The organism is Streptomyces sp. NPDC039423 (assembly GCF_055598725.1).
The window spans coordinates 639,429-662,170 of the sequence record NZ_JBVKAH010000002.1 but is presented as its reverse complement, the minus strand read 5'-3'; the positions used below and the strand labels follow the sequence as shown (position 1 = coordinate 662,170).

At 71.4% G+C, this 22,742-nt stretch carries 22 protein-coding genes; 12 read left to right on the top strand and 10 right to left on the bottom strand.

The window, feature by feature from the left end; translation table 11 throughout:
* Positions 1–449: 449 nt before the first annotated feature.
* The gene (locus ACZ7LK_RS09055; RefSeq protein ID WP_392272121.1) at positions 450–1,865 is read right to left on the bottom strand and encodes a family 2B encapsulin nanocompartment shell protein; all 1,416 of its coding nucleotides are present in this window, start codon (positions 1,863–1,865) and stop codon (positions 450–452) included.
* Positions 1,866–2,118: 253 nt separating this feature from the next.
* Between ACZ7LK_RS09055 and ACZ7LK_RS09050 the strand changes: the two genes are divergently transcribed.
* Positions 2,119–2,709 carry an N-acetylmuramoyl-L-alanine amidase gene (locus tag ACZ7LK_RS09050; protein WP_392272122.1) on the top strand — a complete coding sequence of 197 codons (591 nt, stop codon included), beginning with the start codon at positions 2,119–2,121 and terminating at the stop codon, positions 2,707–2,709.
* A gap of 10 nt (positions 2,710–2,719) precedes the next feature.
* Positions 2,720–3,643 carry a 1-aminocyclopropane-1-carboxylate deaminase/D-cysteine desulfhydrase gene (locus ACZ7LK_RS09045; protein ID WP_392272123.1) on the top strand — a complete coding sequence of 308 codons (924 nt, stop codon included), beginning with the start codon at positions 2,720–2,722 and terminating at the stop codon, positions 3,641–3,643.
* Here the strand turns inward: ACZ7LK_RS09045 and ACZ7LK_RS09040 are convergent.
* Complete coding sequence (locus ACZ7LK_RS09040; RefSeq protein WP_469464264.1) at positions 3,619–5,217, bottom strand: Na+/H+ antiporter; 1,599 nt, start codon at positions 5,215–5,217, stop codon at positions 3,619–3,621. The genes ACZ7LK_RS09045 and ACZ7LK_RS09040 overlap by 25 nt on opposite strands.
* Positions 5,218–5,315: 98 nt before the next feature.
* Here ACZ7LK_RS09040 and ACZ7LK_RS09035 point away from each other — a divergent pair, with 98 nt between their 5' ends.
* The 3 genes from ACZ7LK_RS09035 to ACZ7LK_RS09025 all read left to right on the top strand — a co-directional run bounded on the left by ACZ7LK_RS09035 (position 5,316) and on the right by ACZ7LK_RS09025 (position 7,136).
* Positions 5,316–5,576 carry a UBP-type zinc finger domain-containing protein gene (locus tag ACZ7LK_RS09035; protein WP_392272125.1) on the top strand — a complete coding sequence of 87 codons (261 nt, stop codon included), beginning with the start codon at positions 5,316–5,318 and terminating at the stop codon, positions 5,574–5,576.
* 241 nt (positions 5,577–5,817) lie between these two features.
* Entirely contained in the window at positions 5,818–6,231 is a 414-nt protein-coding gene (locus ACZ7LK_RS09030; protein ID WP_064068524.1) for an ATP-binding protein, read from the top strand.
* Positions 6,228–7,136, top strand: a complete 909-nt coding sequence (locus tag ACZ7LK_RS09025) for an RNA polymerase sigma factor SigF (protein ID WP_471139224.1) — start codon at positions 6,228–6,230, stop codon at positions 7,134–7,136. Before ACZ7LK_RS09030 ends, ACZ7LK_RS09025 begins: the two co-directional genes overlap by 4 nt.
* Positions 7,137–7,200: 64 nt before the next feature.
* On the opposite strand, the gene ACZ7LK_RS09020 is transcribed toward ACZ7LK_RS09025, so the two are convergent.
* The gene (locus ACZ7LK_RS09020) at positions 7,201–7,632 is read right to left on the bottom strand and encodes a hypothetical protein (protein WP_392272127.1); all 432 of its coding nucleotides are present in this window, start codon (positions 7,630–7,632) and stop codon (positions 7,201–7,203) included.
* Positions 7,633–7,724: 92 nt separating this feature from the next.
* Here ACZ7LK_RS09020 and ACZ7LK_RS09015 point away from each other — a divergent pair, with 92 nt between their 5' ends.
* Positions 7,725–8,693, top strand: a complete 969-nt coding sequence (locus ACZ7LK_RS09015) for a diacylglycerol/lipid kinase family protein (RefSeq protein WP_392272128.1) — start codon at positions 7,725–7,727, stop codon at positions 8,691–8,693.
* 318 nt (positions 8,694–9,011) lie between these two features.
* Complete coding sequence (locus ACZ7LK_RS09010) at positions 9,012–9,269, top strand: WhiB family transcriptional regulator (RefSeq protein WP_003953983.1); 258 nt, start codon at positions 9,012–9,014, stop codon at positions 9,267–9,269.
* Positions 9,270–9,461: 192 nt separating this feature from the next.
* On the opposite strand, the gene ACZ7LK_RS09005 is transcribed toward ACZ7LK_RS09010, so the two are convergent.
* Positions 9,462–10,931, bottom strand: a complete 1,470-nt coding sequence (locus tag ACZ7LK_RS09005) for a sensor histidine kinase (protein ID WP_471139575.1) — start codon at positions 10,929–10,931, stop codon at positions 9,462–9,464.
* Positions 10,932–11,309: 378 nt separating this feature from the next.
* Entirely contained in the window at positions 11,310–11,927 is a 618-nt protein-coding gene (locus ACZ7LK_RS09000) for a TetR/AcrR family transcriptional regulator (protein ID WP_392272129.1), read from the bottom strand.
* 84 nt (positions 11,928–12,011) lie between these two features.
* Here ACZ7LK_RS09000 and ACZ7LK_RS08995 point away from each other — a divergent pair, with 84 nt between their 5' ends.
* Positions 12,012–12,764: an SDR family oxidoreductase gene (locus tag ACZ7LK_RS08995; RefSeq protein WP_392272130.1), complete on the top strand. Its 753-nt coding sequence runs from the start codon at positions 12,012–12,014 to the stop codon at positions 12,762–12,764.
* A 15-nt stretch (positions 12,765–12,779) separates the two neighbouring features.
* On the opposite strand, the gene ACZ7LK_RS08990 is transcribed toward ACZ7LK_RS08995, so the two are convergent.
* Positions 12,780–13,829 (bottom strand): SIS domain-containing protein, encoded by a 1,050-nt coding sequence (locus ACZ7LK_RS08990; protein ID WP_392272131.1) that lies wholly within the window; start codon positions 13,827–13,829, stop codon positions 12,780–12,782.
* A 102-nt stretch (positions 13,830–13,931) separates the two neighbouring features.
* Here ACZ7LK_RS08990 and nagB point away from each other — a divergent pair, with 102 nt between their 5' ends.
* A complete protein-coding gene (gene nagB, locus ACZ7LK_RS08985) occupies positions 13,932–14,717 on the top strand; it encodes a glucosamine-6-phosphate deaminase (protein ID WP_392272132.1) in 786 nt (261 codons plus the stop codon).
* 87 nt (positions 14,718–14,804) lie between these two features.
* Here the strand turns inward: nagB and ACZ7LK_RS08980 are convergent, their stop codons facing one another.
* From ACZ7LK_RS08980 to ACZ7LK_RS08965, 4 genes are all read right to left on the bottom strand, one after another.
* Positions 14,805–16,319 carry a glycoside hydrolase family 3 protein gene (locus ACZ7LK_RS08980; RefSeq protein ID WP_392272133.1) on the bottom strand — a complete coding sequence of 505 codons (1,515 nt, stop codon included), beginning with the start codon at positions 16,317–16,319 and terminating at the stop codon, positions 14,805–14,807.
* Between the two features lie 9 nt (positions 16,320–16,328).
* Entirely contained in the window at positions 16,329–17,105 is a 777-nt protein-coding gene (locus ACZ7LK_RS08975; RefSeq protein WP_392272673.1) for a carbohydrate ABC transporter permease, read from the bottom strand.
* 107 nt (positions 17,106–17,212) lie between these two features.
* Positions 17,213–18,235, bottom strand: coding sequence for a carbohydrate ABC transporter permease (locus ACZ7LK_RS08970; RefSeq protein ID WP_392272134.1), 1,023 nt, complete (start codon positions 18,233–18,235; stop codon positions 17,213–17,215).
* 136 nt (positions 18,236–18,371) lie between these two features.
* Positions 18,372–19,658: an extracellular solute-binding protein gene (locus tag ACZ7LK_RS08965; protein WP_392272135.1), complete on the bottom strand. Its 1,287-nt coding sequence runs from the start codon at positions 19,656–19,658 to the stop codon at positions 18,372–18,374.
* Between the two features lie 294 nt (positions 19,659–19,952).
* On the opposite strand from ACZ7LK_RS08965, the gene ACZ7LK_RS08960 reads away from it, so the two are divergent.
* The 3 genes from ACZ7LK_RS08960 (at position 19,953) to mctP (ending at position 22,741) form a co-directional block, all read left to right on the top strand.
* Positions 19,953–20,717, top strand: a complete 765-nt coding sequence (locus ACZ7LK_RS08960) for a GntR family transcriptional regulator (RefSeq protein WP_366127527.1) — start codon at positions 19,953–19,955, stop codon at positions 20,715–20,717.
* Positions 20,718–20,837: 120 nt separating this feature from the next.
* Complete coding sequence (locus ACZ7LK_RS08955; RefSeq protein WP_392272136.1) at positions 20,838–21,116, top strand: DUF3311 domain-containing protein; 279 nt, start codon at positions 20,838–20,840, stop codon at positions 21,114–21,116.
* Positions 21,113–22,741, top strand: a complete 1,629-nt coding sequence (mctP, locus tag ACZ7LK_RS08950) for a monocarboxylate uptake permease MctP (RefSeq protein ID WP_392272137.1) — start codon at positions 21,113–21,115, stop codon at positions 22,739–22,741. The genes ACZ7LK_RS08955 and mctP overlap by 4 nt, the downstream gene beginning before the upstream one ends.
* The last annotated feature ends 1 nt before the right edge of the window (position 22,742 follow it).

Here is a 22,742-nt window from a genome sequence, read left to right as displayed (position 1 = left end):
CCCAGGAGCCGGACTTCATCCGGTCTTGGCGCCCTTGCCCGGGTCGTCCTCCCTCTCCGCCGCGGTGTACCGCAGGCACACGGGGTTGTGGCAGGGCCGTGGGCGCCACACCGGGACCCAGGCTCCGAGCACCTTGTGTCGTTCGATGGCCGTACCGACAGGCTGTCCGCAGGCCGGGCACACGGGCTCGCGCGCGGCCTGCGGGCGGCGGACGGTTCGGCGTCCTTCGCTGCCCATACCCCCAGGGTAGGACGGTTCCGGGATGCGGGACAGGCTCCGGTCACCGCTCGCGGCCGCACCGGCGGACCGGGGTGCGGGACAGGCCCCCGTCCCCGCTCGCGGCCGCACCGGCGGCCGGAGGCCACCCGGCGGCCCGCCCACCGGGCCGGGCTGGCTCGTGCCCGCCCGGTGGGCATCCGCCACCGGGCGGGCACGGGGCACGGCCGGCCTCAGCGCCAGCGGCTGACCTCCACGTTCTCCAGGACGCCGAGGGCGTCCGGCACCAGGATGGCCGCCGAGTAGTAGGCGGTGACCAGGTAGGAGATGATCGCCTGCTCGTCGATGCCCATGAAGCGGACCGACATGCTGGGCTCGATCTCGTCCGGGATGCCGGTCTGGTGGAGGCCGATGACGCCCTGGTCCTCCTCGCCCGTACGCATGCAGAGGATGGAGGTCGTACGCGCCTCGGAGACCGGGATCTTGCTGCACGGGAAGATCGGCACGCCGCGCCAGGCCGGGATCTGGTGGCCCGCCACCTCCACCGAGCCGGGCACCAGCCCCCGCTTGTTGCACTCGCGGCCGAACGCGGCGATGGCGCGCGGGTGGGCGAGGAACATCTTGTTGCCGCGGCGGCGGGAGAGCAGCTCGTCCATGTCGTCCGGGCCGGGCACGCCGTCGTGCGGCTGGAGCCGCTGCCCGTAGTCGCAGTTGGCGAGCAGCCCGAACTCCTTGTTGTTGATGAGCTCGTGCTCCTGGCGCTCGCGCAGCGCCTCGACCGTGAGCCGCAACTGCTGCTCGGTCTGGTTCATCGGCTGGTTGTAGAGGTCGGCGACCCGGCTGTGCACCTTCAGTACCGTCTGGGCCACGCTCAGTTCGTACTCGCGCGGCGAGGCCTCGTAGTCGACGTAGGTGTGCGGGACGACCGCCTCGCCGACGTGGCCGGCCGACAGGTCGATGGCCTTCTCGCCGTACTTGTTGGTGCGCTGGTGCGGCAGGGAGGCCAGCGCGGCCAGGTGCCCGGCCAGCGACTGGGCGCGCTCGGCCAGGTTGGTGACGTCGGCGCGGGTGAGCTCCAGCACGGTGCAGGCGGTCGCGGCGCGGGCCGTCCACTCCCAGGTGGCGTCCCGGTCGGCCAGGCACGCGTCGCCGAAGTACGCCCCGTCGGCGAGGACGCCGAGCACCGCCTCGTCCCCGTACGGCCCGGTGCCGACCTGCTCGACCCGGCCGTGCGCCAGCAGGAACACCCGGTCGGTCTGCGCGCCGGCCTCGGCGATCACCTGGCCGGGCGCGAACTCCCGCTGCGCGCAGCGCTGCGCCAGCTCCGTGAGCGCGGCGTCGTCCTCGTAGGAGCGGAGGGCCGGCAGTTCCCGCAGCTCGTTCGGGATCACGGCGACCTGCTCACCGGTCTGGACGAAGGTGACCCGGCCGTCACCCACCGCGTAACTGAGTCGCCGGTTCACCCGGTACGTACCACCCTGCACCTGCACCCACGGCAGCATCCGCAGCAGCCACCTGGAGGTGATCTCCTGCATCTGCGGCACCGACTTGGTGGTGGTCGCCAGGTTCCGCGCGGCGGCCGTGCCGAGACTCTGCTGCGGCCGCCCTACCTCGTCGCGGACTTCCTCGCCAACCGAACCAACCGACATGAACATCCCTCTCGACCATGAACCGACCTTCAGAGGAAAAGCCTTTCATCACGGTGTGTGGCGGCGCCATTACACAAAAGAGCGAGACTGGATCTTTCACCCACTGGGCATGACAGGGATTTCGCCCTCCCCAGCAGCCTCACCCGTCGCTGTCCGGATCGGCTCGCACGCCATCCGAACACCGCGAACACCCCATGACCCGTTCCCGCCGGCGGGGTAGCACCCCGGCACGGCACAACCAGAAGGAGGCGGCGTGGCCCCACCCATGTCCGCGAACGGCTTTCTCGACGCGCTGCGCGACGAAGGCCTCACGGTCGTCGAGGTCGGCGACTGGCGCACCCACAACCGCAACCACAAGGGCCCCTGGGGGCCGGTGCACGGTGTGATGATCCACCACAGCGTCACCGAGGGCAGCGACCACACCGTGGATCTCTGCCGCAAGGGCCGCCCGGGCCTCCCGGGCCCGCTCTGCCACGGCGTGATCACCAAGGACGGCCGCGTCCACCTGGTCGGCTACGGCCGTGCCAACCACGCCGGTCCGGGCGACCGGGACGTGCTGCGCGCCGTGATCGCCGAGAAGGCGCTGCCGCACGACAACCAGACGAACGCCGACGGCAACACCCACTTCTACGGCTTCGAGTGCGAGAACCTCGGCGACGGCGAGGACCCGTGGCCCGAGGCGCAGCTGCTGGCCATCGAGAAGGTGGCGGCGGCCATCTGCCGCCGGCACGGCTGGACGGCCCGCTCGGTCATCGGCCACCTGGAGTGGCAGCCGGGCAAGGTCGATCCGCGCGGCTTCTCCATGAACACCATGCGGGCACGCGTCGAGGAACGGCTGAAGTGACAATGGCCGGGTGAACGCGCTGCCCCCGTCCTCCCTCGGTCCCCGGCTCCCCTCCCCCCTGGAGCCGGTGGAGGACGAGCGCTTCACCCGGCACGGCGTGCGGCTGCTGCTCAAGCGCGACGACCTGATCCACCCGGACCTGCCCGGCAACAAGTGGCGCAAGCTCGCACCCAACCTGACCGCCGCGGCCGGGCGCCCGGTGCTCACCTTCGGCGGCGCCTACTCCAACCACCTGCGCGCCACGGCCGCCGCCGGCCGGCTGCTGGGCTTCCCCACCACCGGGGTGGTGCGCGGCGAGGAGCTCGCGGACCGGCCCCTGAACCCGTCGCTCGCGCGGTGCGCGGCGGACGGGATGCGGTTGCTGTTCGTGGACCGCGCCACGTATCGCGCGAAGGGCGATCCGGAGGTGCTGGCGCGCCTCCTGGGCGAGGCCCCGCCGGACAGCGTCGTCGTCCCCGAGGGCGGCAGCAACGCGCTCGCGGTGCGCGGCTGCGCCGAACTGGGGCGCGAGCTGGCCGCGCGGGGCGTGGACGTGGCGGCGGTCGCGTGCGGGACGGGCGGCACGCTCGCCGGGCTGGCGGCGGGGCTGGGCGCCGGCCGCCGCGCGCTCGGCGTACCGGTCCTCCGGGGCGGGTTCCTGGGCGGAGAGATACGGGCCCTCCAGGAGGCGGCGTTCGGCGGGCCGGCGGGCGACTGGAGCCTGGACGAGCGGTTCCACTTCGGTGGCTACGCCCGTACCGCGCCGGCCCTGGAGGCGTTCGCCGCCGACTTCGGGGCGCGGCACGGGGTCGCCGTCGAGCGCATATATGTCGCCAAAATGCTGTACGGGCTCGTCACGCTCGCCGGGGAGGGAGCCTTCCCACCGGGGACCGTCCTCGCCGCGGTCGTCACCGGCCGTCCGGACCCCGTTCAGCCGTCGGCGGCCTCGCGGTAGGCGGCCGCCTCCTCCAGGTCCAGCCGGCGCAGCAGGGTGCGCATCATCTCGTCGTCGATGCGCCGCTCGTCGCGCAGCCGGACGAAGACCTCGCGTTCCGCTTCGATCATCTCGCGGGCGAGCCGCCGGTAGGTGTCGTCCGCCGACTCGCCGGTGACCGGGTTGGCCGCGCCGAGCCGCTCCCAGACCGCGTTGCGGCGCCGCTCCAGGACGGTGCGGAGCCGGTCGGCGAGCGGCTGCGGCAGGGCGTTGTGCTCGTCGGTCAGGAGCTGCTCCAGGCGCTCCTCGGCCGCCCGGGACGCCTCGCTCTGCGCCTGGGCCTCGGCGAGCGTCTCGGCCTGGGTGTCCCGGCCGGGCAGCTTCAGCGCCCGGATCAGCGGCGGCAGGGTGAGGCCCTGTACGACCAGGGTGCCGATGACCGTGGTGAACGTCAGGAACAGCACCAGGTTCCGGGCCGGGAACGCCTCCCCCGCCGTACTGACGGGAATGGAGAAGGCGATCGCCAGGGACACCACGCCCCGCATCCCGGCCCAGCCGACGATCACCGGTGCGGTCCGGTCGACGGCGGGCTCACGCTCCCGCACCCGGCGCGACAGCGCCCGCGGCAGGTAGGTGGCGGGGAAGACCCAGACGAACCGGACGACGACCACCGCGGCGAACACACCGGCCGCGTAGAGGGCGGCCTCCCCCGTCCCGTACGTGCCGAGCTCCCGCACCACGTGGGGCAGCTGGAGCCCGATCAGCGCGAAGACGGACGTCTCCAGCACGAAGGCGACCATCTTCCACACGGCCTCCTCCTGGAGGCGGGTGGCGAAGTCGACCTGCCAGGAGCGGTGCCCCAGGTAGAGGGCCACCACGACGACGGCGAGGACGCCGGAGGCGTGGACGCGTTCGGCGGCCGCGTAGGCGACGAACGGGATCAGCAAGGACAGGGTGTTCTGCAGCAGCGGTTCGCGCAGCCAGCGGCGCAGCCAGTGGATGGGCACCATCAGCACCAGGCCGACGCCGATCCCGCCGAGCGCCGCGAGGGCGAACTCGCCGATCCCGCCGGCCCAGCTCACGCCCTCCCCGACGGCCGCCGCGAGCGCCACCTTGTACGCGGTGATCGCGGTCGCGTCGTTCACCAGGGACTCGCCCTGGAGGATCGTGGTGATCCGGCCGGGCAGTCCCAGGCGGCGGGCGATGGCGGTGGCGGCCACCGCGTCCGGCGGGGCGATCACCGCGCCCAGCACCAGGGCGGCGGTCAGCGGCAGGTCGGGCACCATCAGGTGGGCGAGCCAGCCGACGGCGAGGGTCGCGAACAGCACGTACCCGACCGACAGCAGGGCGACCGGACGGATGTTGGCCCGCAGGTCCAGGTAGGAGGAGTCCAGGGCGGCGGTGTGCAGCAGCGGCGGCAGCACCAGCGGCAGCACGACGTGCGGGTCCAGGGTGTAGTCCGGCACCCCGGGCACGTACGAGGCGGCCAGCCCGGCGGCGACCAGCAGCAGCGGTGCCGGAACCGGCGTCAGCCGGGCCGCGCCGGCGATCACGGCGCTCACCGCGACCAGGGCCACCAGTGACAGTACGTCCATCGTCTCCCCACTCCCGGGCGGGACGGCCGTGCGCGTTCCGCCCCGGCTCCACCCGTGATCACCGACCACCGAGGCCCCGCCTCGGTACCCTGGCCATCATGCGTGAGTGTCTGCACCTGGCCGAACTGCCACGTCCCGAGCCCGTCCCGCTGTCGGACACCTGTCCGGAGTGCGCCGCCGACGGCACGCACCCGGTGCAGCTCCGGCTGTGCCTGTTGTGCGGGCACGTCGGGTGCTGCGACTCCTCGGCCGGCCGGCACGCGACGGGGCACTTCGAGGAGACCGGTCATCCGGTGATGCGGACGTACGAACCCGGTGAGAAGTGGCGTTGGTGCTTCGTCGACGGTTCGATCGTGTGACGTCTGGGTACGTCAACCCTCCGCCGGTTTCTCGCGATTGGGCCCCGCACGACACTAGCCACTGAGCGTACCCATGTGCTTACCATGAGTGACAGGCGCCGGACCGGGGGTCCCGGCGACACGGCACCATGGATCGCGATAGCGTCACGGCGGACTACGCACACCTGCGTACCGCACCGGTTCCGCGGAGGATCTACCTTCCCGGAGCCCCGAAAGAGCTTGTGCCACCTTGGAGGTGAGGGTGTCCCAGATCGCAGGCGAGCCCGGGACCCAGGACTTCGTGGAAGTCCGGCTGCCCGCTGCGGGTGCCTACCTGTCCGTGCTGCGTACGGCCACGGCCGGTCTCGCGGCGCGTTTGGACTTCACCCTCGACGAGATCGAGGACTTGCGCATCGCGGTCGACGAGGCATGCGCGATCCTGCTCCAGCAAGCGGTGCCCGGCTCGGTCCTGAGCTGCGTGTTCCGCCTCGTCGACGACTCCCTGGACGTCACGGTCTCGGCGCCCACCACCGACGGCAGGGCGCCGGAGCGGGACACGTTCGCCTGGACGGTGCTCTCGGCGCTGGCCGGCAAGGTCGACTCGTCCGTCGCCGACGACCGGACGGTCTCCATCAGCCTGTACAAACAGCGCGGCGCGGGACCCGGGCCGGCGTGAGGAACGGGGACGGTCCGGTGCGAGACGAGGAGCGCGGCCCACGGGCACTGAGCTCGATCCCGGAACAGCAGGCGCGGCCGCACCCGGTGGACGGTCTTTTGGATGAGCGGGCGGACCGGATGAACGAGCAGCAGCAGAACCACCACGATCCGAACGACCGCAGTGGCGCGAAGGCCCTGTTCGTGCGGCTGCGCTCACTGCCGGACGGTTCGCCCGAGCGGGCCGAGCTGCGCAACCGGCTCGTGCGGATGCATCTGCCGCTGGTCGAGCATCTGGCGCGCCGGTTCCGCAACCGCGGTGAGCCGCTGGACGACCTGACGCAGGTCGCCACGATCGGCCTGATCAAGTCCGTCGACCGCTTCGACCCCGACCGGGGCGTGGAGTTCTCCACGTACGCGACCCCGACCGTGGTCGGCGAGATCAAGCGCCACTTCCGCGACAAGGGCTGGGCGGTGCGGGTGCCCCGCCGCCTCCAGGAGCTGCGCCTCTCCCTGACCACGGCCACCGCGGAGCTCTCGCAGCAGCACGGCCGCTCCCCGACCGTGCACGAGCTCGCCGAGCGCCTCGGGATCTCGGAGGAGGAGGTCCTGGAGGGCCTGGAGTCGGCGAACGCGTACTCGACGCTCTCGCTGGACGTCCCGGACACGGACGACGAGTCCCCGGCGGTCGCCGACACCCTCGGGGCGGAGGACGAGGCGCTGGAGGGAGTCGAGTACCGCGAGTCGCTCAAGCCGCTGCTGGAGGACCTGCCGCCGCGCGAGAAGCGCATCCTGCTGCTGCGGTTCTTCGGCAACATGACCCAGTCGCAGATCGCCCAGGAGGTCGGCATCTCGCAGATGCACGTCTCGCGTCTGCTGGCCCGCACACTGGCGCAGCTGCGCGAGAAGCTCCTCGTGGAGGAGTGACCTCCGGCTCCGGCACCCGGGTTCCCTCGGCGCTCCGGCGCCGCGGCCCCGCGATGCCCCGGGGTCAGGCGCGGGGCCGGATGCCCAGGGCCCGGGTGGTGGCCGGGTGGACCAGCAGGACCAGTCCGGTGACCGCGGCGGCCGCCAGGGCGATGCCGGCCGGGACGGCGGCACCGGAGGACCGGAGGAGCGTCCAGGCCACCGGCACGGCCATGAGCTGGGTGATGATCGCCGGCCCGCGGCTCCAGCTACGGCAGCGCAGCAGCCCGCGGGCGGCGGCGAGCGGGATCAGGCCGAGCGCGACGAGCGTGGCGCCGCCGGTGAGCGCCTGCGTCAGGTCGTCGGGCCGGCCCGTGAGGCTCGTCACGAGCAGGTAGGCGCCGCCCGCGAGCAGGGCGAGCGCCTCCAGCGCGGCCACGGCCGCGGCGCCGGTCACCCGGCCCGGGCGGGAGGCGGAAGGGGAGGGGGTGGCGGGGGTCTGCTCCGTACTGCTCACCCCCGCAGGGTAGCCCGCCGGGCGCGTCCGGCCCGTGGACAGGGGCGGGGACCCACTGCGCCGGGTACCGCGCGGTAGGTAACCTGGCGGGCATGCGCGCACTCCTCGTGGTCAATCCGGCAGCCACCACCACCAGTGCCCGCACCCGTGACGTACTGATCCACGCGCTGGCCAGCGAGATGAAGCTGGAGGCGGTCACGACGGAGTACCGGGGGCACGCCCGTGACCTCGCGCGCCGGGCCGCCGACTCCCAGGACATCGAGCTGGTCGTCGCCCTCGGCGGTGACGGCACGGTCAACGAGGTCGTCAACGGTCTGCTGCACCACGGCCCCGATCCCGACCGGCTTCCGCACCTGGCGGTGGTGCCCGGCGGGTCCACCAATGTCTTCGCCCGCGCGCTGGGCCTGCCCAACGACGCGGTCGAGGCGACGGGCGTGCTGCTGGACGCGTTGCGCGAGCGCCGCGACCGGACGGTCGGTCTGGGGCTGGCGGCGGGGACGCCCGGTACCGAGGACGAGTCCGTTCCGGCCCGCTGGTTCACGTTCTGTGCCGGTTTCGGATTCGACGCCGGTGTGATCGGCCGGGTCGAGCAGCAGCGGGAGCGCGGCAAGAGATCGACCCACGCGCTCTACATCCGGCAGGCCGTCCGTCAGTTCCTGGACGAGCCGCGCCGGGGCCGCGGTGCGATCACGCTGGAGCGCCCGGGCCACGACCCGGTCCACGACCTCTCGCTGTCCATAGTCTGCAACACCGCCCCCTGGACCTACCTGGGGAATCGTCCCGTGTACGCGTCGCCCGGGGCGTCCTTCGACACCGCGCTCGACGTGCTCGCGCTGAGCCGGCTGTCGACCGCTTCGGTGGCGCGGTACGCGACCCAGTTGCTGACGTCCAGCCCGGAGCGCGGACCCCAGGGCAAGCACGCCCTCTCCCTGCACGACCTGACCGACTTCACCTTGCATTCGAAGGTGCCGCTGCCCTTCCAGATGGACGGAGACCACCTGGGTCTGCGCAGCAGCGTGACGTTCACAGGCGTTCGTCGTGCACTGCGTGTGATTGTGTGAGTGGAAGGGCCCTTGGTCCTTTATCTCGAACGTATGGGCCAGGGTCCACCCCATAGAAGTACGGCTGTGACCTAGCCGACACCGAGGAATCAAAAAAAACTTTCCAGAAGGGGTTGTATCCGCAGCCGAGGTTTGCGAATCTCTACATGGCGATCGGGACGGCCCGCAAGACCGGCCTCCAGTGAGAGCCAGAACCCCTCCTCAAATCCAGGACCACACCAGTTCATCTGGCGTTCGGCCCTTCACTTGTTGGGGGATTCGTGAAAGCGTTCACATTCACAAGCACCGTGCATGCAACACCAAGGAGAGGTAGCAGCCATGGACTGGCGTCACAACGCCGTTTGTCGTGAGGAAGACCCCGAGCTGTTCTTCCCCATCGGCAACACCGGTCCTGCGCTGCTGCAGATCGAGGAAGCCAAGGCTGTCTGCCGACGCTGCCCCGTCATGGAGCAGTGCCTGCAGTGGGCGCTCGAGTCCGGCCAGGACTCCGGCGTCTGGGGTGGCCTCAGCGAGGACGAGCGTCGCGCCATGAAGCGCCGCGCCGCCCGCAACCGGGCGCGTAACGCCAGCGCCTGAGCGACGCCACCGCTACGAGCCTGAGCCAGGCGGCGCGTACAGCGTGTACGCACTGACCCGCCTCCCGAGCCGCAGCGCGCAGCAGTAACCCAAAGCGTTCGAGCCCCGGACCGTTTTCCACGGTCCGGGGCTCGCTGCTGTCCTCCCGCCCGGCCCCGACCGGCCTCGCCGGCCGCCCGGCCGCGTCCGCCGCTACTTCTGCGTCTGGACCGGGACGTCGAGCACCACCCGGGTGCCGCCTCCCGGGGCGGGCTGCATGTCGAACGTGCCGCCCAACTCCCCCTCCACCAGGGTCCGTACGATCTGGAGGCCCAGGTTGCCGGCGCGCTGCGGGTCGAAGCCCTCGGGCAGGCCGCGGCCGTCGTCCTGGACGGTGATCAGCAGGCGGGCGTCGCGGGCGCGCGGGTCGCCGCGTACCGCCGAGACCTCGACCGTGCCGCGTTCGGCCGGGGCGAAGGCGTGCTCCAGGGCGTTCTGGAGGATCTCGGTGAGGACCATCGAGAGCGGGGTGGCGACCTCGGCGTCGAGGATGCCGAAGCGGCCGTTGCGGCGGCAGGTGACCTTGCCGGGCGAGATCTCGGCGACCATCGAGATCACCCGGTCGGCGATCTCGTCGAACTCGACCCGCTCGTCGAGGTTCTGCGACAGCGTCTCGTGCACGATGGCGATCGAGCCGACGCGCCGCACCGCCTCGTTGAGCGCCTCGCGGCCGTGGTCGGAGTCCATCCGGCGGGCCTGGAGGCGCAACAGGGCGGCCACGGTCTGGAGGTTGTTCTTCACCCGGTGGTGGATCTCCCGGATGGTGGCGTCCTTGGTGATCAACTCACGCTCGCGGCGCCGCAGTTCGGTGACGTCCCGGAGCAGGACCAGGGAACCGATCCGGGTCCCCTTGGGCTTGAGCGGGATGGCCCGTAGCTGGATGACGCCGCCGTTGCCCTCGACCTCCGCCTCCCGCGGGGCGTACCCGCTGGCCAGCTTGACCAGGGCCTCGTCCACCGGGCCCCGGGAGGGGGCGAGTTCGGCGGTGATCTGGCCGAGGTGCTGGCCGACGAGGTCGGCGGCGAGGCCGAGGCGGTGGTAGGCGGAGAGCGCGTTGGGCGAGGCGTACTGCACGACGCCGTCCGCGTCGAGCCGGATCAGGCCGTCACCGGCGCGCGGCGAGGCATCCATGTCGACTTGTTGACCGGGGAAGGGGAAGGTCCCGGCGGCGATCATCTGCGCCAGGTCGGAGGCGGACTGGAGGTAGGTCAGCTCCAGCCGGCTGGGGGTGCGGACGGTGAGCAGGTTGGTGTTGCGGGCGATCACTCCCAGTACCCGGCCCTCGCGGCGTACGGGGATGGACTCGACGCGCACCGGGACCTCCTCGCGCCACTCCGGGTCGCCCTCGCGCACGATCCGGCCCTCGTCGAGCGCGGCGTCGAGCAGCGGACGGCGGCCGCGCGGGACGAGGTGGCCGACCATGTCGTCCTGGTAGGAGGTGGGTCCGGTGTTGGGCCGCATCTGGGCGACCGAGACGTACCGGGTGCCGTCGAGGGTGGGGACCCACAGGACGAGGTCGGCGAAGGAGAGGTCGGAGAGCAGCTGCCACTCCGACACCAGCAGGTGGAGCCATTCGAGGTCGGACTCGCTGAGTGCGGTGTGCTGGCGTACGAGATCGTTCATGGAGGGCACGTGTGCGAGCGTACCCGCGGTCCCGAGCCTGGTGTTCTGCCGGTCGGTGAGGGAGTATGGGTGATGGATTATCGATCGCGGCCCGATGGACAGACCGGATTGGTCTAGTCCACAATGCGACAACACGTGCTTCCGCCCTCCCCGCACAGGAGGGTGGATCGAGGTACCCGGCGCTCTCTGCCCTGACTGCGCCGAGTCCTCCACACGGCCGGGGGACCGCACACCCACGGCCGGGAAACTCCGGGCTGCGGTGCCGGACGGGTTGAGGGTCCCGTCCTGGCGCCGCGGCCCGCGGGTGTTTCCGGGGGCGGGAGCCGCCGGCTGCGGGCGCGTCACGGAGCGGGAGCCGCCGCCGGACACCCAGGTGCGTCACGGGGCGGGAGCCGCCGCCTCCCGTCCGGGCCACGCCCGCATGGCCGCCTCGGCCACCGCCTCCAGCTCCTCCTTGGTCGCGCCGTCCCGCGCCTGCTGGGACATGCCCTGGAGGACCGCCCCGCTGAAGCGGGCCAGCGCCCGGGCGTCCGTGTCCGGCGGGAGCAGACCGGCCGCCATGTCGGCGCGGATCCGGGACTCGACGGCCGCCAGGTTCGCGTTGCGGCGGTCGCGGAGGGAGTCGGCCACCTCGGGGGTACCGCAGTTGAGCGCCGCCGAGATCATCAGGCAGCCGCGCGGGTGCGCCGGGTCGGTGAACTCCGTCGCCGCCTCGCGCAGCATCCGGGCGACGCCCGCCCGGGTCGTGGGCTCACCGTCCAGCGCGCGCCGCGCGTAGGAGCCGTACGACTCCGCGTACACGGTCACGACCTCGTCGAAGAGCGCCCGCTTGTCACCGAAGGCGGCGTAGAGGCTCGGCGCGCCGATGCCCATGACCCGGGTCAGGTCGGCCACCGACGTCGTCTCGTAGCCGTGCTCCCAGAAGGCCATCGTCGCCCGCTCCAGGGCCGTGGCACGGTCGAAGGAGCGGGGGCGGCCGCGTCGTGTCGTCGCCATGGGAAGCATTTTATAGCGCCCGCTAAAAAATCTCTGCTACGGTCTTTCTGTAACGACCACTAGAGAAAAGGGGGGGCGTTTTCCATGGGAGCGCTCACGGGCAGGACGGCACTGGTCACCGGCGGCAGCCGGGGCATCGGGCGGGGCATCGCGGAGCGGCTCGGGCGCGACGGGGCGCTCGTCGCCGTCCACTACGGCAGCAACGAGACGGCCGCGAAGGAGACCGTCGCCGCGATCGAGGAGGCCGGCGGCTCGGCGTTCGCGATCGGGCAGGAGCTGGGCGTGCCGGGGGACGCGGAGGGGCTGTGGGCCGCGTTCGACCGGCATGCGGAAGGGCTGGACATCCTCGTCAACAACGCGGGCATCACGGCTCCGGCGCCGTTCGCGGAGATCGACGAGGCGGGGTTCGACCAGGTCTTCGCGGTCAACACCAAGGCGCCGTTCTTCGTGACCCGGGAGGGGCTCGGGCGGCTGCGGGACGGCGGCCGGATCATCAACATCTCGACGGGGCTCTCACGGGCGGCGCTGATGCCGGAGCACCTGACGTACGCGATGAGCAAGGGTGCGCTGGACCTGTTCACGTCGTACCTGGCGAAGGTGCTCGGGCCCCGGGGGATCACGGTCAACACCGTGGCGCCCGGCATCGTCGACACGGACATCAACGCGGGCTGGCTGCGGGGCGACGACGAGGCGCGGGCGCGGGCGGCGGCGTACTCCGCCCTGGGGAAGGTCGGCACACCGTCGGACATCGCGGACGTGGTGGCGTTCCTGGCGTCGGACGGGGCGCGGGCGGTGACGGGGCACTGGATCGACGCGACGAACGGCTCCCTGCCGTGACCCCGGCCGGGGCGCTCAGCGCGTCTCGGTGACCTTGGCGAGGGCGCGGGGCGCGTCGGGGTCCTGGCCGCGGGCGATGGTGACCTCATGGGCCAGGAGCTGGAGCGGCAGGATCTCCAGGATGGGCTGGAGCTCCTCCGGGAGCCCTTCCGTGGGCAGGACGAAGCCGGCGGAGGCGGCCTCGACCTGGGGGGCGGGGCCGATGACCACCAGGTCGGCGCCGCGGCCGCGGAGGCGGTCCAGGACGGGCTGGAGGGCGGCGCCGCCCTTGCCGTCGGGGACGACCGCGATGACCGGGGAGATGTTGTCCACCATGGCGAGCGGGCCGTGCAGCAGGTCGGCGCCGGAGTAGGCGAGGGCGGGGATGTAGCTGGTCTCCATCAGCTTCAGCGCGGCTTCCTTGGCCGTGGGGTAGCCGTAGCCGCGCGAGGTGATCACCATGCGTTCGGCGAAGCGGTAGCGGCCGGCCAGGGCCTGGACCTCCGGGCGGCGCTCCAGGACGCGGGCCGCCAGGTCGGGGACGGCACGGGCGGTGGTCTCGCCGGCGCCGCCGCGCAGCCCCTCGACCAGCAGGTAGAGGGCCAGCAGCGAGGCGGTGTACGTCTTGGTCGCGGGCAGCGCCTTCTCGGGGCCGGCCAGGATGTCGATGTGGTGCTCGGAGACGGCCGCGAGGGGCGAGTCGGCGTTGTTGGTGACGGCGAGCGTGATCGCGCCGGCCTCACGGGCCGCCTTGGTGGAGGCGACGAGGTCGGGTGAGCCGCCGGACTGGCTGACCGTGATGACCAGGACGTCGGTGAGGTCGGGCCGGGCCCCGTAGGCGGTGGTCGTCGACATGGAGGTCAGCCCGCAGGGCAGGCCGAGCCGGATCTCCAGCAGGTACTTGGCGTACAGGGCGGCGTTGTCGGACGTCCCGCGCGCGGTCAGCAGGACGAACCGGGGGCGGCGGGCGGCGATCGCCCCGGCCACGGAGCGGATCGCCGGCGCGCCCCGCTCCAGGATCCGGCGCAGCACGGCAGGCTGCTCCGCCATCTCACCCGACATGATCCGGCCCGGCTGCTCGCTCATGCGCACCAGTCGAGCACGGACGCTCCGGAAGCCGCCAGTCGGAGGGCCCGTTCTGCTAGATTGGTCTATACCACATACGTTCTCCGAGAGGGCAGGCCCAGCGTGGAAGTTGTCATCGTCCAGGACGCCGAGGCGGGCGGCGAGCTCATCGCCGAAGGCATCGCCGCTCTTCTGCGCCGCAAGCCGGACGCGCTGCTCGGCGTGGCCACCGGCTCCACCCCGCTGCCCATCTACGACGCGCTGACCGCCAAGGTCCGGTCGGGAGCGGTGGACGTCTCCCGCGCCCGGATCGCCCAGCTCGACGAGTACGTGGGGCTGCCGGCCGGGCACCCGGAGTCGTACCGCTCCACCGTGCTGCGCCAGGTCGTCGAGCCGCTGGGCCTGGGCCCCGAGGCCTTCCTGGGCCCGGACGGCTCGGCCGAGGACGTACAGGCGGCGTGCGAGGCGTACGACAGGGCGCTGGCCGAGGCGGGCGGCGTCGACCTCCAGATACTGGGCATCGGCACCGACGGGCACATCGGATTCAACGAGCCCTGCTCCTCGCTCGCCTCCCGTACCCGGATCAAGACGCTGACCGAGCAGACCCGCGTCGACAACGCGCGGTTCTTCGAGGGCGACATCGACCAGGTGCCCCACCACGTCATCACCCAGGGCATCGGCACCATCCTGGAGGCCCGCCACCTGGTCCTCCTCGCCACCGGCGAGGGCAAGGCCGAGGCCGTCGCCCAGACCGTCGAGGGCCCGGTCGCCGCGGTGGTGCCCGCCTCCGCGCTCCAGCTCCACCCGCACGCCACGGTGGTGGTCGACGAGGCGGCCGCCGCCAAGCTGAAGCTCGCGGACTACTTCCGCCACACCTACGCCAACAAGCCCTCCTGGCAGGGCATCTGAGCGCTCCCCCGGCGGGCGCGCCGGCGCGCCCGCCGCGTACACGGAAGGGCCGGTACCCGCTCGGGTACCGGCCCTTCCCCATGGGTCTCACACCCCGGCGACGACCTCCGCCGCGGCGGTGCCGCACACCCGCGCCGCCCCGTGCGTCGCGATGTGCAGGGCCCCGCGTGCCGGCGCCTGGTTCACGCCCATCTCGACGACCACGGTGTCCGGGCGGGCGGCCAGCAGCCCGTCCAGGGCGGCCGCCATCCACGGGTGGCGGTGGGCGTCCCGTACGACCGCGACGACCCGCCGCTCCCCCGCGTCCCGCAGCACCCGGTCCACGGCGGCGTCGGCGGCGTACGTCCCCGTCGTGGTGCCCGGCAGGAGCCGCGCCAGCTCGGGGCCGACGCCCCAGGGGGTCTCGTCGCCGACCGCGATGTTGGCGACCGGGGCGAAGACGGCGACATGGGCGGGGCCGGTGAGCGGCTCGCGCCGGCCGGTGACGGTCAGCGCGCGGCGCGCGGCCACCAGACCGATGCCGGTGCCGGGCGCGCTCCCCTCCTCGATGGGCGCGCCCGGCTCCGTCGTGGGCCCCCCGGCCCGGTGCGCCCGGGTCCAGGACGCGAGGGCGCGCACCCGCGCCGCCGCGTCGGCCAGCCGCTCCTCGGCCAGTTCGCCGGTTCGTACCGCGTCGACCAGCGCGTCGCGCAGGCGCAGGACGGTCTCCTCGTCGGCCAGGCCGCCGCCGACGCAGATGGCGTCGGCGCCCGCCGCGAGCGCGAGGACGGAGCCGCGCTCGATGCCGTACGTCGAGGCGATGGCCTGCATCTCCATGCCGTCGGTGACGATCAGGCCCTCGAAGCCCAGCTCCTGGCGCAGCAGACCGGTGAGGATCCGCGGGCTCAGGGTCGCCGGGCGGTCCGGGTCGAGCGCGGGAAGCAGGATATGCGCGCTCATCACCGATTTGGTACCCGCCGCGATCGCGGCGCGGAAGGGCACCAGCTCACGGGCGTGCAGTGTGTCGAGGTCCACATCGACGCGGGGCATGGCGAGGTGGGAGTCGACATTGGTGTCGCCGTGGCCGGGGAAGTGCTTGGTGCACGCGACGACGCCCACGGACTGGAGGCCCTCGACATAGGCCACGGTGTGGCGGGCGGCCAGTTCCGGGTCGGAGCCGAAGGACCGTACGCCGATGACCGGGTTGTCCGGGTCGGAGTTGACGTCCGCGGAGGGCGCCCAGTTGAAGTCGACGCCGCAGGCGGCCAGGCGGCGGCCGAGCTCCGCCGCGACGGCCCTGGTCAGGCCGGTGTCGTCGACCGTGCCGAGGGCGAGGTTGCCGGGGAAGGAGGAGCCGGTGCGGACCTCCAGCCGGGTGACGTCCCCGCCCTCCTCGTCGATGGCGACCAGGACGTCGTCCCGCTCGGCCCGCAGCCGGGCGGTGAGCGCCGCCAGTTGGGCGTCGTCGCTGATGTTCCGCCCGAACAGGCCCACCGCGGACAGGCCTTCGCCGATGCGCCGCAGCAGCCAGTCGGGCGGGGTGGTGCCGGTGAAGCCGGGCTGGAGCACGGTGAGCGCGTCCCTGACCAGGGTCGGGGAGGCGCCGCGTACGAGAGTCGTCATGGGGTGCCGTTATCCCTTCACTGCGCCGGCGGTCATACCGCCGACGGCCCGGCGCTGGAGGAAGAGGAACACGATGAGGACGGGCAGGGCGAAGAGCGAGGAGGCGGCCATGGTGGCGCCCCAGTCGTTGCCGAAGGCCGTCTGGAACTGGGTGAGCCACAGGGGCAGGGTCTGCGCGGTCTTCTCCTTGTTCAGGATCAGGACCATCGCGAACTCGTTCCAGGCCGTGATGAAGCCGAAGAGCGAGGTCGACATCAGGCCGGGCGCCAGCAGCGGGAAGATCACCTTGCGGAAGGCCTGGCCGCGGGTGCAGCCGTCGATCTGGGCCGCCTCCTCCAGCTCCACCGGGACGGCGGCGATGAAGCCGCGCAGGGTCCAGATGGTGAAGGGCAGCACCATGACGAAGTAGATCGCGGTCAGCAGCGGGATGCTGTTCAGCATGTCGCCGTCCCGGGCGATCATGTACATCACGATGACCATGACCTCCCAGGGGGCCATCTGCGCCATCATCACGCCCAGCACCAGGCCCTTGCGGCCGCGGAACTTCATCCGGGCGACGGCGAAGCTCGCCGCCAGGGCGACGACCAGGGCCAGCAGGACGGCTCCGATCGTGACGGTGAGGCTGTTGCCCACGTACGTCCAGAACAGGTCGACGCCGGTGGCGGTCGGGTAGTTCTCGAACGTCGGGACGAAGAGGAACACCGGGTCCTTGCTGAGGATCTCCGACTGCGGCTTCAGCGAGGAGCTGAGCATCCAGTAGACGGGGAAGACGAACAGCGCGGCCAGGACGAGCGCGGCGGCGTTCTTGGCGACCGTCCCCGGCCGGAGCGGCTTCCTGCGGCGGAGGACCTGCGGGGTGCGGGCGGCGGCCTCGGTGGTGGCGGTGGTGGTGCTCACTGCTCCTCCTCCTGCTTCAGGATCAGGCGGAAGTAGAAGGACATGGCCGCGATCAGCATCACGATGGTCAGTACGGAGATGGCGGCGGCGACCCCGTAGTGGAACTGCCCCTGGCCCTCGATGTAGGCGAACACGGGCAGGGTCTCCGACCCCCGGTCGGGGCCGCCGAGGTTCATCGCGTACACCTGGGCGAACGCCTTGAAGATCCAGATGATCTCCAGGAACGTGGTGATCAGGAAGAACGGCTTGAGGTTGGGGAAGACCACGGACCAGAACGTCCGCCAGCCGTTCGCGCCGTCCATCTTCGCCGCCTCGTACAGCTCGCCGCCGACGGTGGTGAGGGCCGCGTACATGTTGAGCGCGACGAACGGGATCGAGCCCCAGACCAGCAGGATCATCACGATCACGAGGGTGGAGAAGCCGGTCTCGAACCAGTTGTGCTGTTCGTAGCCCGCGAAGCCGAGGGTGCGCAGCAGCCAGTTGACGACGCCGAACTGCTCGTCGAACAGCCACCGGAAGACGGTGACGGAGGCGACGATCGGCATGGCCCAGGCGAGCATCAGCGACAGGGACAGCACCAGGCGCATCTTGGTGCCGAGCCGGTTGAGCAGCAGGCCGATCAGGGTGCCGAGGAGCATGATCAGGGCGACGTTGGCCGCCGTGAAGACGACGCTGCGGACCACGACGGTCCAGAACTGGGAGTCCCCCAGCAGCTCGGTGTAGTTCTCGACGCCGTTCCACTCGGGCTTCCGGGTGATCAGTTCCCTCCGGCCGACCTGCTGGAAGGAGAGGATCACGTTGCGGACGAGCGGGTAGAGCAGGAGCACCGCCATGGACAGGACGGCGGGGGCGATCAGCAGGTAGGGCAGCACCCCGCCGGGCAGGGAGCGCCTGCCGCGAGGAGGCTTCGGGGCGTTCTTCGAGCCGGCCGGGGGTGGCGGGGTCTTCGGCGTCCCCGCCGCGCTCCCGGGCGCGTCCTGGGGGGCGGCGCTCACCGCTCCCTGGGAGTCCACGGTCATGGTCTTCTTCCTCGCGGTTCTGTGCTGACCGGGTCATGGACCCGGTGGTGCGACCGGCATGGGGTCACCGGTCGCACCACCGGGGGGCTGGCGACCGCCGCGGGCCGCACCCCTGGGGCGACCCGCGGCGGTGCGGTCACTGCTGGTTGACGCGCTCGGTGATCACCTTGTCGGCCGCCTCGCCGGCCTTCTTGGCGTCCTCGCCCTTCAGGACCTTGGTCATGTAGTCCTTGATCGGGTTGGGAGCGGTCTCGACGTTCGCCCAGCCCGGGGTGACCGGGGTGATCTTGCCGACGGGCGCGGCCTTGGCCATCGCCTCGGCGAAGGAGCCGGCGGCCGGCTTGAACTGCGCCGCGTCGTTGTTGGGGAGCAGCGCGCCCTGGGTGGCCTCGGCGTACTTGGCCATGTGCTCCTTGCCGGCGGCGAGCGCCAGCCACTCCTTGGCCAGGTCCTTGTTCCGCGAGCGCTCGGACACCGCGAGGTTCGAGCCGCCGAAGAAGACGGAGCCGGGCTTGTCGGCGGTCTTGCCCGGGATGGGGAAGTAGCCGAAGTCGGCGGTCTTGCCGGCCTTCTTCATGGCGTCGATCGCGCCGCCGGCCTCCCAGCCGAGGCCGATCCAGGACGCCACGCCGCCCTTGGGGACGATGTCGGTGGACTGCTGGGGGGTCGCCTCGTCCTTGTCCTTGGGAGCGGTCGAGTACGACTGGAGCTCCTTGTAGAAGTTCATGGCGGCCACGGCCTCGGGGGAGGACAGGTTGCCCTTCCACTTGTCGCCGTCCTTGACGGCGAGGTCGCCGCCCTCGTCCCAGACGAAGCCCGCGTAGACGTACCAGCTCTGGCCGGGCAGGTAGATCGGCTGGGTCTTGGCGTCGGACGCCTTGAGCTTCTTGAGGCCGTCGATCCACTCGGCGCGGGTCTTCGGCGGGGTCACGCCGGCCTTCTTGTAGGCGGCCTTGTCGTAGACGACGACACGGTTGGCGGCGTACCAGGGGGCGGAGTAGAGCTTGCCGTCCAGCTCGTTGGAGGCGAGCATGCCCTTGTTCCAGCCGTCGGCCCCGAGCTCGGCCTTGTCCTCGGTGAGGTCGGCGAGGCCACCGGTGGCGGCGTAGCCGGCGGTCTGGGTGTTGCCGAGCTCGATGACGTCCGGCGGGGCGTCCTCGGAGAGGGCCGTGGTGACCTTCTCCTGGATGCCGTTCCACTGCTGGATCTCGACCTTGACCTTGACGCCCTTGTGCTTGGCCTCGAACTCCTTGTTGACGTTCTTGATCCACGCGTCGGGAGCCGAGCCGTCCATCACCCAGACGGTCAGGGTCTTGTCGCCACCGGCGTCGGAGCCGCCCCCCTTGCCGTCGTCCGAGCCACACGCGGCAATACCGACCATCATGCCCGCGACGCCTATCGCCGCGATGAGCTTGCGCTTCACGCCACCCTCCTCAGGGATGCCTGCAAACCCTGCCCCCACCGCGAAGCCATACCGGTGTACTGCCCGTGCTGCCCGTGGGACTGGGACCTGGTCTTTAATGGTTTAGACCAGTAACCCGGAGCTTGGCCTAGACCTTTAGGGGTGTCAAGGGTGTATAAGAAGGGCAGTCGGGTCCGTTACCGGACCGACACCTGAGGGAGGGCGACGACCCGTGACCGGTCCGTGCCACCATGTGAGCCGCAATAGACGGAGGAGCCGGTGACGGCAACAGCACAGGAGTCGGGAAGGCGGGTCATGGCCACGGATGGAGGCGGCACCGAGACCGAGGGCGGGGCAGCCACCCGCACCGCGCGCGTGCCCAAGTACTACCGCCTCAAGCGGCACCTGCTGGACATGACGGAGACCATGCCCCCCGGTACGCCCGTACCGCCGGAGCGGACGCTCGCCGCCGAGTTCGACACGTCCCGCACGACCGTCCGGCAGGCGCTCCAGGAACTGGTCGTCGAGGGACGGCTGGAGCGCATCCAGGGCAAGGGCACGTTCGTCGCCAAGCCCAAGGTCTCGCAGGCGCTCCAGCTCACCTCGTACACCGAGGACATGCGCGCGCAGGGCCTGGAGCCCACCTCGCAGCTCCTCGACATCGGGTACGTGACGGCGGACGACACCCTCGCCGGGCTGCTCGACATCTCCCCCGGCGGCCGGGTGCTGCGCATCGAGCGGCTGCGGCTGGCGAGCGGCGAGCCGATGGCCATCGAGACGACCCACCTGTCGGCCAAGCGCTTCCCGGCGCTGCGGCGGTCGCTGGTCAAGTACACCTCGCTCTACACGGCGCTGGCCGAGGTGTACGACGTCCACCTCGCCGAGGCGGAGGAGACCATCGAGACCTCCCTGGCGACGCCCCGGGAGGCGGGCCTGCTCGGGACCGACGTGGGCCTGCCGATGCTGATGCTCTCCCGGCACTCGCTGGACGAGAACGGCGAACCGGTGGAATGGGTGCGCTCGGTGTACCGGGGAGACCGGTACAAGTTCGTGGCCCGTCTCAAGCGGCCCAACGGCTGACGCCACCGAGATCCTTACGAGACCCGTCCGTTATCCGGACCGGGGTTCCGCGCGGCGGACCGGTCCCCTAGATTGCGTGCGCATTACGCCATGTGATCAGCGAGGGGACGGAGTCGCCGTATGACACAGGAGAAACAACCAGCAATCACCCCGGTGCGGGTGGTGGTGGCGCTCTGTCTGTTCGCGCCCTTCGTGGCGATGCTGTGGGTCGGCTCGTACGCGAAGGTCGAGCCGACCCTCGCCGGGATCCCGTTCTTCTACTGGTACCAGATGGCCTGGGTCGTCATATCGACCGTGCTGACGATGGTCGCGTACCAGCTCTGGCACCGTGACCAGCGGGCCCGCGCGGCGGCGCGCGGGTCCTCGGCCCCCTCCGCCCAGGGGGGTGCGTCGCGGTGAACGACGGCGTGAACGGCGTCGCGCTCGCCGTCTTCATCTTCTTCTTCCTGGCCGTCACGGTCATGGGCTTCATGGCCTCGCGCTGGCGCAAGGCCGAGAACGAGCACAGCCTCGACGAATGGGGCCTGGGCGGCCGCTCGTTCGGCACCTGGATCACCTGGTTCCTGCTGGGCGGCGACCTCTACACGGCGTACACCTTCGTCGCCGTCCCGGCGGCGATCTACGCGGCCGGCGCGGCCGGCTTCTTCGCCGTCCCCTACACGATCCTCGTCTACCCGCTGATCTTCACCTTCCTGCCGCGCCTGTGGTCGGTGTCCCACAAGCACGGGTACGTCACCACCTCCGACTTCGTCCGGGGACGGTTCGGCTCGAAGGGCCTGTCGCTGGCGGTGGCCGTGACCGGCATCCTCGCCACCATGCCGTACATCGCGCTCCAGCTCGTCGGCATCCAGGCGGTGCTCGACGTGATGGGCGTGGGCGGTGGCGAGACCACCCACTGGTTCGTCAAGGACCTGCCGCTGCTCATCGCCTTCGGTGTCCTCGCGGCGTACACCTACTCCTCCGGGCTGCGGGCGCCGGCGATGATCGCCTTCGTCAAGGACACGCTCATCTACATCGTCATCGCGGTGGCGATCATCTACATCCCCATCAAGCTCGGCGGCTTCGACGAGATCTTCAGCAAGGCGGGCGAGGCCTACGCGCAGATCAACCCGGCGACCGACAAGCCGCGCGGCGCGCTGGTGCCCGGGGAGATGGGCCAGTGGGGGTACGCGACGCTCGCGCTCGGCTCGGCGCTGGCGCTGTTCATGTACCCGCACTCCATCACGGCGACGCTGTCCTCGCGCAGCCGTGACGTGATCCGCCGCAACACCACCATCCTGCCGCTGTACTCGCTGATGCTGGGCCTGCTGGCCCTGCTGGGCTTCATGGCGATCGCGGCCGGCGTGAAGGTGCAGAACGGCCAGCTCGCCATCCCGCAGCTGTTCGAGGACATGTTCCCGGACTGGTTCACGGGCGTCGCCTTCGCGGCCATCGGCATCGGCGCGCTGGTCCCGGCGGCCATCATGTCGATCGCCGCCGCCAACCTGTTCACCCGCAACATCTACAAGGACTTCCTGAAGCCGGACGCCACGCCGGAGCAGGAGACCAAGGTGTCCAAGCTGGTGTCGCTGCTGGTCAAGGTGGGCGCGCTGGCCTTCGTGCTCACCATGGACAAGACGGTCGCCATCAACTTCCAGCTCCTCGGCGGCATCTGGATCCTCCAGACCCTGCCGGCGCTGGTGGGCGGCCTGTTCACCCGGTGGTTCCACCGCTGGGCGCTGCTGGCCGGCTGGGCGGTCGGCATGGTCTACGGCACGGCGGCGGCGTACGGCGTCGCCAGCCCGACCCAGAAGCACTTCGGCGGCTCGTCCGCCGAGATCCCGGGCATCGGCGAGATCGGCTACATCGGTCTGACGGCGTTCGTCCTCAACGCCCTGGTCGTGGTGGTCCTGACGTTCGTGCTCCGGGCGACCAACGCGCCGGACGGCGTCGACGAGACGTCCCCCGGGGACTACACGGCCGACGCGGGCGACCCTGGCGTGAAGGTGGAGCTCCCTCCGGCCACGGCGGGCGCCGGGCACTGAC

Excerpts from the sequence above, each read along its gene's own strand:
- ACZ7LK_RS09000 (WP_392272129.1), bottom strand. The coding sequence starts at position 11,927 with ATGGCGACGACACGACGCGGCCGCCCCCGCTCCTTCGACCGTGCCACG.
- ACZ7LK_RS08980 (WP_392272133.1), bottom strand. The coding sequence starts at position 16,319 with ATGACGACTCTCGTACGCGGCGCCTCCCCGACCCTGGTCAGGGACGCG.
- ACZ7LK_RS08960 (WP_366127527.1), top strand. The coding sequence starts at position 19,953 with ATGGCCACGGATGGAGGCGGCACCGAGACCGAGGGCGGGGCAGCCACC.
- ACZ7LK_RS09035 (WP_392272125.1), top strand. The coding sequence starts at position 5,316 with ATGCGTGAGTGTCTGCACCTGGCCGAACTGCCACGTCCCGAGCCCGTC.
- ACZ7LK_RS09005 (WP_471139575.1), bottom strand. The coding sequence starts at position 10,931 with ATGAACGATCTCGTACGCCAGCACACCGCACTCAGCGAGTCCGACCTC.
- ACZ7LK_RS09010 (WP_003953983.1), top strand. The coding sequence starts at position 9,012 with ATGGACTGGCGTCACAACGCCGTTTGTCGTGAGGAAGACCCCGAGCTG.
- ACZ7LK_RS08990 (WP_392272131.1), bottom strand. The coding sequence starts at position 13,829 with ATGAGCGAGCAGCCGGGCCGGATCATGTCGGGTGAGATGGCGGAGCAG.
- ACZ7LK_RS09055 (WP_392272121.1), bottom strand. The coding sequence starts at position 1,865 with ATGTCGGTTGGTTCGGTTGGCGAGGAAGTCCGCGACGAGGTAGGGCGG.
- ACZ7LK_RS09015 (WP_392272128.1), top strand. The coding sequence starts at position 7,725 with ATGCGCGCACTCCTCGTGGTCAATCCGGCAGCCACCACCACCAGTGCC.
- ACZ7LK_RS08955 (WP_392272136.1), top strand. The coding sequence starts at position 20,838 with ATGACACAGGAGAAACAACCAGCAATCACCCCGGTGCGGGTGGTGGTG.
- ACZ7LK_RS08995 (WP_392272130.1), top strand. The coding sequence starts at position 12,012 with ATGGGAGCGCTCACGGGCAGGACGGCACTGGTCACCGGCGGCAGCCGG.
- ACZ7LK_RS08970 (WP_392272134.1), bottom strand. The coding sequence starts at position 18,235 with ATGACCGTGGACTCCCAGGGAGCGGTGAGCGCCGCCCCCCAGGACGCG.
- ACZ7LK_RS09040 (WP_469464264.1), bottom strand. The coding sequence starts at position 5,217 with ATGGACGTACTGTCACTGGTGGCCCTGGTCGCGGTGAGCGCCGTGATC.